Below are 14,449 nucleotides of genomic sequence, written 5' to 3'. Positions count from 1 at the left end.
TACGTGGTGAACCGCACAGACCCGCCTCAGATCGAACCATACGATTGACTGACCGGTTATCAATCCGAGCTGAAGGGAAGGATATGAAACACGCTGAAAACCCTGGCGTTCCTGAATCGACCATCAAGATTGAACCGGATCTGTGCGTTCGTTTTCTTGATTTTTTAGATGGCGCCACCTATCCCTGTGTAGGGGCAAAGTCAGCGTTGGCTAGAGGTTCGATCGAAACGCATGAGTTCGGCACACTGGGGGATAGCAAAAACGACCAGCCAATACTGGATGGAATTTCCCGTTTTGTGGCTATGGTCGAAGCCAGTGCGCACGAAAGCGACATAGTCAATTCCTACGTCGCCATCTTCCGCGGTCCGGTCAATATGAGCGAGTTCCGTTTCGAGTCTTTAATGTGGTCGCAATTGTGGCGAATCCACAAGCTTGACGTCCTGGCGGGCGAAAAAGTAGCCGATGATGTCAGCAGTGATACTGACAGTCCACGATTCAGCTTGAGTATGGCGGGTCACCCTTTCTTCCTGATTGGCCTGCACTCACAGGCGTCGCGCTTTGCCAGGCGATTCAGCCACCCGGTGATGGTGTTCAACTCTCATCGCCAGTTCGAGAAACTGAAGAAAGACGGACGCTATGCAAAGATGCAAGCGGCCACCCGATCCCGTGACGTCAAGCTGCAAGGCTCCGTGAACCCCAACCTGGCGGATTTTGGACAAGCGAGTGAAGCCAGGCAGTACAGTGGGCGTGAGGTAGAGGAAGGCTGGCGGTGCCCATTTGATTTTAAGGAGAACGATTGATGAAAGCGAACGTGGATGTAGAAACGGTGAGAATTCCTCCCTGTTCAGCAAAAATGGTCGAGCTGGGCATGGGGGATGAGCTGGTGATCATCGACCCAGAGGGTCAGCAAGTCAGCGACCTGGTGGCCTTTGGGCGATCGGATCGAGGAGAGTATCTTTCCTCGGGGCGCTCGCTTGACTATGCCTCACGTCTTTGGCTGACAACGGGAAACATTCTTTACTCGAACCGCAGCCGGCCGATGTTCACCATCATCGAAGATACCTGCGGCCGGCACGACTTTACCCTGACGCCCTGCTCAAAAGACACCTTCAAGATCATATACGGGGAAGACGAGGGGCGTCCGGGGTGTGAGGGCAATCTGGTTGAGGCACTGACTCCCTATGGCATCGGCGTCGATCGAATACCCATCGCTTTCAACGTCTTCATGCATGTTGTGATTGACGCCAAAACAGGCGATTTCCGCGTTCTTCCGCCATTGAGCCGAGCGGGGGATTTCGTTCGCCTGAGAGCCGAAATGCCCCTCGTGGTGGCGATGACGGCGTGTTCCGCCGGGCAATCAAACAATTTCTGCTTCAAACCCATCGACTTTCAGGTCTTGCGGCACGAGGGTTAAAACGCGGGTTCTTGTCCTGATTTTAGCGTTTGTTCGAGGCTCTGCTAGTATTTAGAGTGGTTATTCAGAAAACGGAGGGTGCTATGGCAGGTGGTTGGTCACGGGATGGTGCCGTTCAAGATCAAATTGACGCGAGCGTCGAAGATGCGGTGCAACGGGCCCGGACCCAGTTGGTGACCGGTGAGAGCGCGGCCAATTGTGAAGAATGTGAGGCTCCTATTCCAGAGAAACGCCGTAAGGCGATTCCCGGGGTTCGGCTTTGTATTGCCTGTCAATCTGCTCTGGAAAGTCAGGAGGTTTACTCGGGCGGTATCAATCGCCGGGGCAGCAAGGACAGCCAGCTCAGGTAGTCGCCCCGTCCACATCTACAGCGATGCACGGGTGTTGAACTAGCCGCCTCTTCGTGTTCAGCCTTGTGCCAAGCCAACCCTTAACGTTCCAACAGACTCCATTGATGGGGGTAGTCGTGAATCAGATCAGAAGCCCAATGCCGGTGGTTATCGGGGCCTCCGCTGGTGGCATGGCAGCATTAAAGGAGTTACTCGCGCAGTTGCCCGGAGACTTTCCGGATCCCATTTTTATTGTCAATCACATGGCTGCGGACACCACAGGTGAAGCCCTGGTCAAAGTGTTGAATGAATGCGGTCCTCTTACCTGTATTCATGCGTCCGATCAGCAAGTCTTTGAGAGCGGTACGGTTTACGTGGCGCCATCGGACCAGCATATGCTGATAGAGGAAGGCAGGATCCTGATTACCAAAGGTGCCCGGGAGAACCGTTCGCGCCCGGCGATTGACCCCCTGTTTCGTTCGGCGGCCGTGGCTTATGGCAACCGGGTGGTTGGCATCATCCTGACCGGGTATCTGGATGATGGCACCAGTGGCATGATGGCGATCAAACGGTGCGGGGGAGTCTGTATTGCGCAGGATCCTCAGGATGCGTCGTATCCCGACATGCCGCAATCGGTCATAGCGAACGTCGGGGTCGACTACTGCCTGCCAGTGGCCCGGATGGGGGCGTTGCTGTCTGAGCTTGTGAGAAGAGAGCTACCCGAGCGCGGCCCGGTTCCGGAAGACATCGTGATTGAGGCAAAGATCGCCCAGCGTGTGTTGAGCGACCTGCCCTCCGTCGAGGCGCTCGGTGATCAGGTGCCCTTCAATTGTCCTGATTGTGGTGGGGTGTTGTGGCAGATGGAGGAGGGGGAGTTTTTGAGGTACCGCTGTCATACCGGCCACGCCTTTACCTCCTCGGCACTGCTGGCGCAACAGACGGTAAAGATTGAAGAAACGCTGTGGGTTGCGTTGAGAATGTTTGAGGAACGCCAGAACCTGCTGGTCACCATGAGCCAGGGGGACAGCAGAAGATCCCTCCCATCGACGTCCCAACGGGCCAAAGATTCACAGGTCCATATTGATCGCATACGCGCCATGTTGAAATCGACTGACAAAGATTCCCCTGGGGCTCGATTCGGAGAGAGTGTTTGAGCAATGCCGTCTGGTTTGTCCTGATAGGAGCCCTGTTGATCGTGATGGGATTGCGCTCCCCCTTTGTTCAGCGGTTACGCCTGACGCCCGCCACGGTGTATCTCGCCATCGGGATCGTCCTGGGGCCGACGGTGATCGGGGCATTTCACTTCAATCCGCTGAAACAGGCCCACCTGCTGGAAGTGCTCGCTGAAGTGGCGGTGTTGCTGTCGCTGTTTATCGCGGGAATGAAAATGCCTGTGCCGGTCAGTTGGCGACATTGGCGCGTCCCGGTACGGCTTGCGTTTGTCTCCATGACCATCAGCGTCGTTCTGACCGCCGCCTTCGCATACTACGTGTTGGATCTGCCTCTGGGGGCGGCGATTCTCCTGGGCGGTATTCTGGCGCCCACCGACCCGGTGCTGGCCTCGGATGTCCAGGTTCGGCATATGGGTGACGAAGATCCCTTGCGATTCACCCTGACCAGTGAAGCGGGGATGAATGACGGGACGGCGTTTCCGTTCATCATGTTGGGGCTGGCCCTGTTGAGCGCGCCGCCGAGTTTTGAGCTGGTTGGGCTCTGGGTGTTGAAGGATGTTTTGTGGTCGACGGCTGTGGCCCTGACGATCGGCGTCGTAATGGGCCACGTTCTGGCCCGGATTGTGCGGAAACAGCGTTTGCTCAGCGACCAGGGCCCGTTGCTGGATGATTTTCTCGGGTTGGGCCTGATTGGACTGGTTTATGGTGTCTGTCTGCTGCTCGAGGCCTGGGGTTTTCTGGCGGTTTTCGCGGCCGCCATTGCTTTGCGCCAATCGGAGTTACAGCTGGCGGGTATTCGCGCTCCCACTGAGAATGTCGAGCGGGAGCCGGGCGACTCTGAACCGGTTGATGAGCCCTTACGACAACACAGCCCGCCGGTGTCGGAAGGGGCGTTGTTGTTCAAGGAGCCTCTGGAGCGACTGTCTGAGCTGGTGCTCGTGCTCCTGCTGGGCGGGATGCTGTTTCTCAACTCGTGGAGTGTCAGAGCTGTGGGCCTGGCGCTGTTCCTATTTGTGGTGGTTCGCCCCGTCAGCGTCCTCCTGGGCCTGCTCGGTTCTGGCGCTCCCTTTCGGCTGCAGATGCTGGTGGGGTGGTTCGGGGTGCGCGGCATCGGTTCAATGTACTACCTGATGTTTGCCGTTGTCTTTGGGTTACCCCAAGAGTTGGCTTCCGAATTCATTCACATTACGTTGATTGTGATCGTGCTCTCGATCGTGATCCACGGGCTGACGGTCAAGCCGATGATGTCCAGATGGTGGTCCTGAGCTCCAGGCTCAAACCCGGCTTCAGGCCCAGAGCGGGCGGGACAGCAGGTCGGAGACCAGGCTCGGCATGAACTCCCGCGGCAGGGTGATCGCGTAGAAGTTTTCGTAAAGGTTGGGTAGCCGTTCATAGCGTTTCAGCCGGCCCTGAAGCAGCTCATCCTTGACCACCACTTCCGGCAATACGGCCACCGCGCCACTGTCGCGGGTCAGAAGCCGCAACATCGCCATGTCGTCAGCCTCGGCCAGCACATCCGGGCGATACTGGTGCAGGCTGCAGAGTCCCTCAAATTCGCGCCGGATTTCGTGAGGTTCCCCGGGCAGCACCCAGCGCAGGTGCTCGTATCCTTGAGGGAAGGGGGCCTCGGGATCGGATTCCGGCGGGCCGATGATCGACAGGGGCTGTCGCGCCAGCAGCTGGCTCTGCCAGGCCACCGCCGGTGAGCCCGAGGGCTGCAGCTGGGTGTTGGTGAGCACCACATCAAATTCATGGCGGGCCAGTCCATCCAGCAGATTCGCCATGCCGCGAGCATGCAGACTGAAGTGTACCTTGTGCATCGACGGGTCGATCAGAGGTTCGACGAACCCCTCGATAAAGTTGCGCGACATGGTCGATAACATGCCGATGCGGATCGACTGGCGCTCGGGCTCGATGCCCCGGTTGATCAGGGATTCGAGCTCTTCCCCCTTGGTGAAAATCACTTCCGCGTAGTTGAACACCTGCCTTCCGGCCTCGGTGAGCACCAGCTTGCGGTTGCGGCGCTCGAACAGCGAGCGGTCCATCCGCTCTTCGAGCTGACGGATCTGGGCCGACAGCGCGCTCTGGGACAGGTGTAGCTGTTTGGCGGCCCGGGTGAGGTTGCCCTCGGAGGCGACACGCCAGAAGTAATAAAGATGATGGTAGTTGAGTCGGCTCATATCGTTCTTATTTATCGAACAATGTGTGAAGTTATATCTATTTTACGTGAGAAAGCATCAGAGGGATACTCGGGACTTCATGTACCTATGGAGTTGACCGATGAGTTGGAGCGAATTACCCACCACGGCGCTGTTGACGGCCGCACCACTGCTGCTCGGGCTGGGCGCCTTGCTCAGTTACCGCCAGCCGCAGCCGGTCGCCGCCTGGCGCCTGGCCAGGGCCACGACCCTGAGCGGGCTTCTGATTTCCGCCGCGCTGCTGGTTCTCGGCCTGCTGAGCGGCCCGGGCCTGACGGGTGGCTGGTGGCAGTCCGGACCACTGCACCTGATCATGCTCCTGCTGGCCAACTTCATCGGCTTTGTGGTGGTGCGCTACAGCACCCATTACCTGCAGGGCGAGCCGCGCCAACAGCGCTTTGCCGCGCTGGTTCAGGCGGTGTTCGCGGCCGTGAGTATCGCGGTGCTGAGTGACCACCTGCTGGTGTTTCTCGCCGCCTGGCTGGGTATCAGTATGGCGATGCACCAGCTGCTCATGTTTTACCCCGATCGGCCGCGCGCCGCGCTGGCGGCCCACAAAAAATTCCTGTTCGCCCGGGCCGCTGAACTCTGCGCGCTCACCGCTTTTGCGCTGCTGTACCTGCACCACGGCACGGGCCAGATCAGTACGATTGTCGCCGCCTATACCGCCGATTCCGCCGCCCTGACGGTGAGCGAACAGTTCGCCGCCTGCCTGCTGGCCATGGCGGCCCTGATCAAGTGTGCCCAGCTACCCCTGCACGGTTGGCTGATCCAGGTGGTCGAGTCGCCCACGCCGGTCTCGGCGACTCTGCACGGGGGTGTCATCAACCTGGGCGGCTACCTGCTGCTGTTGTTTTCCCCCCTGCTGCTGCAATCAGTGCCGGCCCAGGCGCTCATTCTGCTGGTAGCCGGCGTCAGCAGTGTGCTGGCCGCGCTGGTGATGATGACGCGCATCAGCGTCAAGGTCCGGCTGGCCTGGTCCACCAGCGCCCAGATGGGGTTGATGCTGGTGGAGATTGCCCTGGGCCTGGTTGAGCTGGCGCTGCTGCACCTGTTGGCCCACTCCTGTTACAAGGCCTATGCCTTCCTCAGCTCGGGTGAAGCGGTCCAGCAGGATCTGCTGCGTCGCCAGGCCCCGGCGCGCTCGCCCAGTGCGGTCCGCTGGCTGGGCGCTCTGGCGATCAGCGCCCTGATCGTTGCCGGCTTCGGGGTGGTGGCCCAGTCCGGGTTTGAATCCACCGCCTTTGATGCGCTCAGCCCCTGGGTGCTTCTCACCCTGGCACTGACTGTCTTGCTGGCCGAGCGCGGCAGCCGGGTCACCACCGGCTCGCTGCTCGCCTTTACCGCCCTGGCGGTGGTGTTGACCTCGGTCTACCTGGCCCTGAAGTCTGTTCTTGGTGTGGTCTTTCCCGGGCCTGCCCATGTCACACCGATCTGGGCCGACCTCTGGATGAGCACGCTGTTCGTCGCGCTGTTTCTCGGCTACTACCTTCAGCGCCACTGCCTGCACCGGCCCTGGGTGCAGACACTGAATGTTTACCTCTACGCCGGTTTTTACCTGGACGAGTGGGTCACCCGGACCACTCTGCAAATCTGGCCGCATAAGCTCCCCCGTCGTGCCCGGCCCAAACAACTGCACCCCATATCCGAGGAGGGTCTGCTATGACAGCCTTTGAGAAAGCCACGCTTGCGCTCACCGCTGAGGCGCCCACTGACGAGCGGTTGTCGGCACTGACCCCGGCTCAGGAGCAGGCGCTGGAGCAGGCCTGCACCAGCATCGCGCCGAGCTGGCCGTTGGATCGGCTGATTGCGGTCAATCCCCTCTGGGCCATGCGCGAGCAGTCCATCGAGACGGTGTCAGCGAGGCTGTCGGCGCTGGCGTACATCCACAACCTGATGCCACCGAGCCATTTCCTGCGGTGCTGGCAGTCCGGGCAGATTACGGATCATCACCTGAGCCGGGCGGCCGGAGAGCTCGGTTACGAAGGCGGGCATAAAAACCTGCTCAGAGTGGTGAGGGAGCTGAGCCGCCTGCCGCACTGGCACAATATCAGTGACCTGGTCGACGCGGGCCGCGACCGGCAGCACAAGATGGCCTGGCGGGATGAAATCATCCACCAGATCAGCCAGTTCTGTGCTGCCTACTTTCAGCCCGACGGACCGCTGAACGCCGAGCGTCTGAGTCGGGGGCAAGCCTCTGAGACGCCGCTGAGTCTCTATCAACACTGGCTGCGTACTACGTTGATGGATCGCGGCATCGCCATCCTGATGGACGAGCCCGGCCTGGAGCACTTTTTCAAAACCCTGCCGAAAACCGACGATGCGCTCTATGAGGCTGCCATTGAGGAGCTGGGTATTGATGACAGTCAGCTGGAGGATTATGCCCAGGCGCTGCTGCTGGATATCAACGGCTGGGCTTCCTGGGTGGCCTACGAGGACTGGCAGCGGAATCTGGAGGCACCCGACGCCTCGTCCACTCCGGCCACACGCAGCCTGCTGGCGATTCGCCTGGCCTGGGAGCTCGCGCTCTGGCGCTACCTGCACCAGAGTCAGCCCGAACAGGCGCGGAACCTCAGCTGGTTGTGGCACCGGGAGCTGGACGCGCTGCCGAGCCTGATCAAGCGTCATATCCAGGCGCAGCGCCCACTGTGGGTCTGGCAACGGGCCAGTGAGCTGGCCTATCAACAGCCACTGCAAGAGGCGCTGACCCGGTCGATTCAGGCGCCGCCGGAAGAGACGGAGGCTCCGGATCTGCAGGCGGTATTCTGTATCGATGTCCGCTCAGAACCCATGCGAAGGGCGCTGGAGCAACAGAGCCAGAGCATCCAGACCATCGGTTTTGCCGGCTTTTTCGGGCTGCCGCTGAGCTTTGTCGCCCCCGGCTCGACGCTGGCACAGCCGCACCTGCCCGGGCTGCTGTCCCCCAAAATTGAGCTGGTGAACGAGTCGGAGCAAGAGGGCCAGCAGGCGGCGCGGCAACTGAACTGGAAGGCGCGTCTGCAGGAGTGGTCGCAGACGGCCGCCTCAACCTTCACCGCGGTAGAGGCCGGCGGGCTTCTGTACGCGGGCAAACTGCTGCGCCGCTCGCTGGCCTCCAAAGTCGAGAACCACGCCTGCTCCCTGGGCAATACCACCTGGCGGTGGCGCGACTCGAAAGCGCCGCTGACACCGGCCGACCGGGTACCGCTCGCTCGCGGTGTGCTCACCGCCATGGGGCTGACGCGGGGGTTCGCCCCCCGGATCCTGTTGGTCGGACACGGTAGCCACAGCAGCAACAATCCCCATGCCGCCGGGCTGGAGTGTGGCGCCTGCGGCGGGCAGTCCGGCGAAGTCTCGGCCCGGGCGCTGGCGCGGCTGTTGAACGATGAGCCGGTGCGCGCGGAACTGGCCCGGGAGGGCATCGAGATTCCCGAGCACACCCGCTTCATCCCCGCGTTGCATCACACGATCACCGACCGGATTGAAATTCTGGAGAACCGGGAGCTGGTCGGGGAAACCGAGCAGGCATGGATCGCCCGGGCCGAGGCCCGGACCCGGGGCGAGCGGGCCGAATCCCTCGGGCTGGAGCCCGGGTCGCCCGATCTGGAAAAAAGGCTCGAAAACCGCCAGGGCGACTGGTCTCATACCCGCCCCGAGTGGGGGCTGGCCAACAATGCCGCTTTCATTGCCGCGCCCAGAGCCCTGACCCGGTCGATCGATCTGCAGGGGCGATGCTTTCTGCACGACTACGACGCCTCGTCGGATGGCGAGTTTGAGCGCCTGGAGTTGATCATGACCGCGCCCATGGTGGTCGCGCACTGGATCAACATGCAGTACAACTGTTCCACTCTGGACAACCGCAAGTTCGGCAGTGGCAACAAGGTGCTGCACAATGTGGTCGGCGGGCATATCGGCGTCTTCGAGGGCAATGGGGGTGACCTGCGGATCGGTCTGCCCTGGCAGTCATTGCACAATGGCGAGCAGTGGATGCACGAGCCCCTGCGGCTCAGTGTCTACCTGGCCGCCCCCACCGAGGCTATCGAGAGGATCATCGGCAAGCACGAGATGCTACAGGCACTGGTCAACAATGGCTGGCTCCACCTGTTCCAGGTGGACGACCGCACGGGCGACATCCGGGCCTTTCGCGCCCGGGAGTAGGGCGCTATCGCGCCCCGTGGATATTGAGGATATCCTGGCGATTCGTGAACATGCACAATGATCGAATCAAACAGGTTCCTTTCGGCCCCGGGAAAAGCGCAATGTCCAACGCTCGCCTACTGATCATCACATCACTGACGATGGTCGCCTTCGCGGGCAATTCGGTGCTCTGCCGGATGGCGCTTGAACACACCCGCATCGATGCGGCCAGCTTTACCACCATTCGACTGGCCTCCGGCGCGCTGATGCTGTGGCTGATCGTGAGCCTGAGGCGGGGCAGTGACGTCGGGAGTGGCAACTGGTTATCCTCGCTGGCGCTGTTCGTCTATGCGGCGGGATTTTCTTTTGCCTATGTGAGTTTGCCCGCCGGGACCGGGGCGCTACTGCTCTTCGGCGCTGTTCAGGCGACAATGATCGGCTATGGCCTCTTTGCCGGTGAGAGGCTCTTCAAGCTTCAGGTTATCGGCCTTGTCCTCGCGCTCGGGGGGCTGGTGGGCCTGCTACTGCCGGGAATCTCGGCCCCACCGCTGTATGGTTCCGTGTTGATGCTGGGCGCCGGCGTGGCCTGGGGAATCTACTCCCTGCGGGGCAGGGGCGCGGGCGACCCCACCCGGGTCACCGCTGGCAATTTCCTGCGCGCTGTCCCCATTTCGGTCGTTTTGAGTCTGCTCATGTTGAGGGGAACTTCCCTGGATGTGACCGGGTTCTGGTACGCCGTCGCTTCCGGTGCGCTGGCCTCCGGCGTCGGGTACGCCCTCTGGTATACGGCCTTGCCGGCTCTCAAAACCACGAGTGCGGCCACCGTTCAGCTCAGTGTTCCGGTCCTTGCGGCCCTGGGAGGCGTGGCGTTTGTGGGCGAGCCGATCACCTTGCGCCTGGCGCTGGCCTCGGTAGCCATTCTCGGCGGTATCGCGCTGGTCATCCGCCAGCGGTCACACAGTTAACGTCAGTTCCCGCTCTGCCTGATCAATGTTTGAAGATCACATACAGCGCGTGAATGATGCCGGGAATGAAACCGAGTAACGTCAGCAGTATGTTCAACCAGAAATGGCCTTTGAGGCCCACCTCCAGAAAAACGCCAACCGGCGGCAGTAGAATGGCGAAGAGTATCTTGATCGGGTCAGTCGCTGTGAAGGGCATGGTAGTCTCCTTTCTCTTGAGAGTATGAGGTTGTCCCTCATCCTAAAGGCCTGCCGTTGGGTTCGTCTGTTGCCTTTCACACAGTTTAGATCAGTTCGAAGTACAAAAGTGTGACTTGATGATTTGGGCGACTGTTATTGTGCCGGGTCGGTATTGTACTGATGATTCAAGCAGCCTGGTCCCCCGGGGGTGCGACGGGTGGCTCCCGTCCGGGGGCGAGCGCTTAGCCATCAATCTTGTTCAGCGACGTGGCCAGTGCCTCCACCCGTTGGTTGGTTTCATCCACCAGGTTATCGATCTCGCCGGCGGAGGCGCTGGATTTGCTCGCCAGGGTTCGCACTTCATCGGCTACCACGGCAAAGCCCCGGCCCGCCTCGCCGGCGCGCGCGGCTTCAATTGCAGCATTCAATGCCAGCAGGTTGGTCTGGTCGGCAATGGCATTGATGGTTGAGACGATACCGCTGATCTGGTTGCTGACCTGCAGTACCGACTCCATGGCCTGCTGGGTTTCACTCAGCGCCAGGTGGCGATCGGTAATGTCGATGCCGAACAGAACGTATTGACGCACCTCGCCCGAAAATTGTTTCAGCGCCACGATCTGATAGTCCAGTGCCAGCGGAGACAGCCCGGGGACATTCACCGAATCGCGCCCGCTGAACTCTCCGGTACTGCGCAGGCTGCCGAGGTTCTCGGTCGTGAGTTGCTCCCAGAGGGCTTTCGCAACCCGGGCGACCGTGTCCTTACTGCCATACTTGTCCTGGATCAGTTTGTTGGCGGATAAAAAGTGGCCATTTGGGTCGAATTCCATGGTCACCATGGAGCGTTCAATGGTGTTCAGGCGTCGGGTGAAATCCACGGTTTCCTGTTTGCTCTGGGTAATGTCCGCTTCTACCGAAATGAAACGCTCCACCTGACCTCGCTCATCGAAGACCGGTGCGATTGAAAGTGATACCCAGTAGGGGGTTCCGTTCTTGTGGTAGTTGAGAATCTCCGTGTAAAAGGGTTCTTTGCGATCGAGGTGCTCGCGAATCTTCTTGACCGTTGCCGGGTCGGTGCCTTCGCCCTGCAGCATGGGGCCGGGCTTCTTGCCCCGCGATTCCTCCAGGCTGTACCCGGTCAGCTTTTCAAAGCCGGCGTTGATGTATTCGATTTTGCCATCACCATCAGTGATGATGATGCCGCTGTTGGCCTTGTCGGCCACGAGCGAGAGCATCTCCATTTTTTCCCGCTTCTCCACCTCTTCGGTGACATCTTTGATGAAAGCGGTGTAGGTGATACGGCCATCGAATTCGATTTTGCTGATCGCCGCCTGCCCCCAAAGGTTGGATCCGTCTTTGCGTTCCACGGGGAGCTCTTTGTAGCTGCCGACAATCCGGTTCTGTCCGGTCTGGCGGTTTCGGTTGACGAAACCATCGTGCTGGTGCTGCATGCCGTGGGGTACCAGCATCTTGACGTTGTGGCCCAGTACTTCCGAGCGGTCGTAACCCCATACGGCTTCGGCGGCCTTGTTGAAGAAGGTCACATTGTTGTGCTCATCAATCGACACAACGGCATCCATGGCCTGCTCCAGGGTCTGATTCATCATCTCCCGGGCGTACCGCACACTGGTCACGTCACGGACGAATACCGTCTGGTGAGTCGCTCGGCCCACTTTGACGTGGGAGACGTCCAGTTGGGCCCAGAAACGGCGACCATCAGCACAGCTCAGTTGATATTCGGAGGTGGCTTCATCGGTGGCGGCCGAGCGTTGGCTCAGCGCGCTGGCAGGCAGCAGTTTTGACGGTGGCTGGCCCAGAACGCTGGCTTTTGTGTGCCCCCAGAGGCGCTCGGCCGCCGCATTGAAATATATTACCTGATTGTTCTGGTCGACGGTCAGCACCGCCAGCGGTGAGTTCTCCAGTGCCTGCGCGGCTCGGGATGGCAAGAGCCAGCGAGAAAGCATTTGCATCATAGTGGGGGCCTTGGGCGGCGGATCTCAAATCAACCGGTCAATGTTTAGCGTCCACTCTGATACTATCGGAAGTGGCGTCTGGATCATTGTTGAGGTTGTCGGCGGGCACGCCCAATACTTGAGTCCCGGTGTTTCCCCCGCGTCGTCCAACTCCTTTTCAATCCGGGGTCAACCCAGAATGCTGTCCTTGCGGTACAGCGATACCGCGATCATGAAAAAGCCGGCGGCCGCGACCAGGCTGGCCAGGGTCCCGGGCAGGGCGTTGGACAGGGCAAAGCCGGGATCCATGATCAGTTCGTTGGTGAACAGGTACTGGCTGAGGACCGGAATCAGGCGGGTGGTTTCGTCCAGTGACACATCCATGAACTGCGTGACAAAAAAAGGCACCATGGGCAGCAGCATGGCCATTCCGAGCTGGGTCTGGGCCTCCTTGATACTCTTGGCGTAGGCGGCGATCGCCATCAAAAAGCCGCTGATCAACAGGCACAGAGGGGCGTTGAGGATCAGGACTTTGACGAGGGTGAACGTGCTGGGAGAATTGGCGCTGCCAAAAAATTGCTCGGGGATGAACTGAATCAGAATGGAGGCGCTGATCACCGGCGTCACAAAGGCCACCCCGACGAACGCCAGGATCGCCAGGTACTTGCCCAGTGTAACCTGAAAGCGGGTGATCGGCAGGCTCAGCAGCGGTTCAAGCGACAGTCGCTCGCGCTCGCCGGCGGTGGTGTCGATGGCCAGGTAAAAGCCGCCCATGGTCATGGACAACACCACCAGGAACATCAGCAGGTTGCCGATGATGCCCGCGCCCATGTCCTCTTTGGACAGCTCGCTTTCGACAATGTCCAGTGGTTGCAGTACGCCCTGGTCGAAACCGCGAATGGCCATGCGCTGGGCGGCGAGTGTCTGGCTGTAGCCATCCAGCTGACCGCGCACGCGCCAGTACAGATTCTGTGATTCGCCCTCTTCGCGATTGTAGTGCAGGGTGACCCGCGCCGGGCGACCCCCGGTGAAGTTCTCGCCGTAGGTTTCGGCGATCTCCATGACCAGCTCGAGTTCGCCGTCCATGAGTTGCTCGCGATAATTCTCCGGCGCGGTTTCCGCATCGATATTGTTGCGGTGCAGATGGTTGATCAGGTTGGGCGCCCGCTCTTCACCCTCCACATGAATGGTCACCGGTGTTTCGGGGCCCTGGGAGAACTGCTCCTGGGTGGCGTAAATCAGCGGCCCGAACATCAGTGCCGGCATCAGTACCGCGCCGTAGACCAGCGCGAAAAAGACCGAACGCTTGTCGCGCAGGTTGTCGATGATTTCCTTCTGGGCAATGATCAGAATTTTTCTCATCACACGTCCTCCAGTGACTCGCCGATGGCCACGACAAAGGCGTCTTCAAAATCCGTCTGGCCGGTCTGCTCGAGTATGTTGGTCACGCTGTTTTCCACGATGACCCGACCCTCACTGATGATCGCCACGTGGTCGCACAGCAGGGTGACGTCCGGCATGATGTGGCTGGAGACAAACACACAGTGCCCCTCGTCGCGCAGCGCACGCAGGATTTTGCGCAACTTGCGGGTGGCCATCACATCCAGGCCGTTGGTGGGTTCGTCCAGGACCAATGTTTTCGGGTTGTGGATCAGCGCCCGGGCCAGACCCACTTTGGTTTTCTGGCCCTGGGAGAATCCCTCGGCACGCCGCTCGGCAAAGTCTTCCATGGCCAGCTGTTCAATCAGCTCGTCCACACGCCGCTCGGTCAGTGACTTTTCCATTCCCGAGAGCCGGGCAAAGTAACGGATGTTTTCTCGGGCCGTCAGACGCGGGTAGATGCCGGCATTGTGGGGCAGATAGCCGATGCTCTCGCGCACTTTGAGTTTGTCTTTGCGGATGTCCCAGCCGTCGACTTCCCCGCTGCCGGCATCGGGTGCCAGCAGCCCGGTGAGCATTCTCAGGGTGGTGGACTTGCCGGCGCCATTGGGGCCCAGCAGGCCGGTGATTTTGCCGTCTTCAGCGGTCAGGGTGACGTCGCTCACCGCCACGATCTGTTCCTTGCGGCGCCCTTTTCGGGGGAATGACTTGGCCAGATTCGTTGCCTTGATCATGGGGGATTCTCCTTG

General features: G+C 60.2%; 13 protein-coding genes. 8 read left to right on the top strand and 5 right to left on the bottom strand.

The features are described 5' to 3' along the window. Positions 1 to 83 precede the first annotated feature (83 nt). The 5 genes from gntA (at position 84) to AAE484_RS14055 (ending at position 4,180) form a co-directional block, all read left to right on the top strand. The gene (gene gntA / locus AAE484_RS14075) at positions 84 to 800 is read left to right on the top strand and encodes a guanitoxin biosynthesis heme-dependent pre-guanitoxin N-hydroxylase GntA (protein WP_341939047.1); all 717 of its coding nucleotides are present in this window, start codon (positions 84 to 86) and stop codon (positions 798 to 800) included. Then, positions 800 to 1,414, top strand: coding sequence for an urea carboxylase-associated family protein (locus tag AAE484_RS14070; protein ID WP_341939046.1), 615 nt, complete (start codon positions 800 to 802; stop codon positions 1,412 to 1,414). Before gntA ends, AAE484_RS14070 begins: the two co-directional genes overlap by 1 nt. Positions 1,415 to 1,497: 83 nt before the next feature. Beyond that, positions 1,498 to 1,764: a DksA/TraR family C4-type zinc finger protein gene (locus tag AAE484_RS14065; RefSeq protein WP_341939045.1), complete on the top strand. Its 267-nt coding sequence runs from the start codon at positions 1,498 to 1,500 to the stop codon at positions 1,762 to 1,764. 116 nt (positions 1,765 to 1,880) lie between these two features. Further along, positions 1,881 to 2,897, top strand: coding sequence for a chemotaxis protein CheB (locus AAE484_RS14060; RefSeq protein ID WP_341939044.1), 1,017 nt, complete (start codon positions 1,881 to 1,883; stop codon positions 2,895 to 2,897). Next, positions 2,894 to 4,180, top strand: coding sequence for a cation:proton antiporter (locus AAE484_RS14055; RefSeq protein WP_341939043.1), 1,287 nt, complete (start codon positions 2,894 to 2,896; stop codon positions 4,178 to 4,180). The genes AAE484_RS14060 and AAE484_RS14055 overlap by 4 nt, the downstream gene beginning before the upstream one ends. A gap of 21 nt (positions 4,181 to 4,201) precedes the next feature. Here AAE484_RS14055 and AAE484_RS14050 read toward each other — a convergent pair whose 3' ends face one another. Further along, positions 4,202 to 5,095 (bottom strand): LysR family transcriptional regulator, encoded by an 894-nt coding sequence (locus tag AAE484_RS14050; RefSeq protein WP_341939042.1) that lies wholly within the window; start codon positions 5,093 to 5,095, stop codon positions 4,202 to 4,204. 100 nt (positions 5,096 to 5,195) lie between these two features. Between AAE484_RS14050 and AAE484_RS14045 the strand changes: the two genes are divergently transcribed. The 3 genes from AAE484_RS14045 (at position 5,196) to AAE484_RS14035 (ending at position 10,194) form a co-directional block, all read left to right on the top strand. Beyond that, positions 5,196 to 6,779, top strand: a complete 1,584-nt coding sequence (locus AAE484_RS14045) for an NADH-quinone oxidoreductase subunit L (protein WP_341939041.1) — start codon at positions 5,196 to 5,198, stop codon at positions 6,777 to 6,779. After that, positions 6,776 to 9,250: a YbcC family protein gene (locus AAE484_RS14040; RefSeq protein ID WP_341939040.1), complete on the top strand. Its 2,475-nt coding sequence runs from the start codon at positions 6,776 to 6,778 to the stop codon at positions 9,248 to 9,250. Before AAE484_RS14045 ends, AAE484_RS14040 begins: the two co-directional genes overlap by 4 nt. A gap of 101 nt (positions 9,251 to 9,351) precedes the next feature. Continuing rightward, positions 9,352 to 10,194, top strand: a complete 843-nt coding sequence (locus AAE484_RS14035) for a DMT family transporter (protein ID WP_341939039.1) — start codon at positions 9,352 to 9,354, stop codon at positions 10,192 to 10,194. Between the two features lie 22 nt (positions 10,195 to 10,216). Here AAE484_RS14035 and AAE484_RS14030 read toward each other — a convergent pair whose 3' ends face one another. The 4 genes from AAE484_RS14030 to AAE484_RS14015 form a co-directional block, all read right to left on the bottom strand. Continuing rightward, positions 10,217 to 10,390: a YqaE/Pmp3 family membrane protein gene (locus AAE484_RS14030; RefSeq protein WP_341939038.1), complete on the bottom strand. Its 174-nt coding sequence runs from the start codon at positions 10,388 to 10,390 to the stop codon at positions 10,217 to 10,219. 223 nt (positions 10,391 to 10,613) lie between these two features. Further along, positions 10,614 to 12,341, bottom strand: coding sequence for a PAS domain S-box protein (locus AAE484_RS14025; RefSeq protein WP_341939037.1), 1,728 nt, complete (start codon positions 12,339 to 12,341; stop codon positions 10,614 to 10,616). Between the two features lie 168 nt (positions 12,342 to 12,509). Further along, complete coding sequence (locus tag AAE484_RS14020) at positions 12,510 to 13,682, bottom strand: ABC transporter permease (RefSeq protein WP_341939036.1); 1,173 nt, start codon at positions 13,680 to 13,682, stop codon at positions 12,510 to 12,512. Next, a complete protein-coding gene (locus tag AAE484_RS14015; RefSeq protein WP_341939035.1) occupies positions 13,682 to 14,434 on the bottom strand; it encodes an ABC transporter ATP-binding protein in 753 nt (250 codons plus the stop codon). Before AAE484_RS14015 ends, AAE484_RS14020 begins: the two co-directional genes overlap by 1 nt. Between the last annotated feature and the right edge of the window lie 15 nt (positions 14,435 to 14,449).

The organism is Marinimicrobium sp. C2-29, from assembly GCF_038419845.1.
Lineage (GTDB): Bacteria > Pseudomonadota > Gammaproteobacteria > Pseudomonadales > Cellvibrionaceae > Marinimicrobium.
The sequence above is the reverse complement of the archived record's forward strand: the minus strand, read 5'-3'. Positions and strand labels throughout refer to the sequence as shown.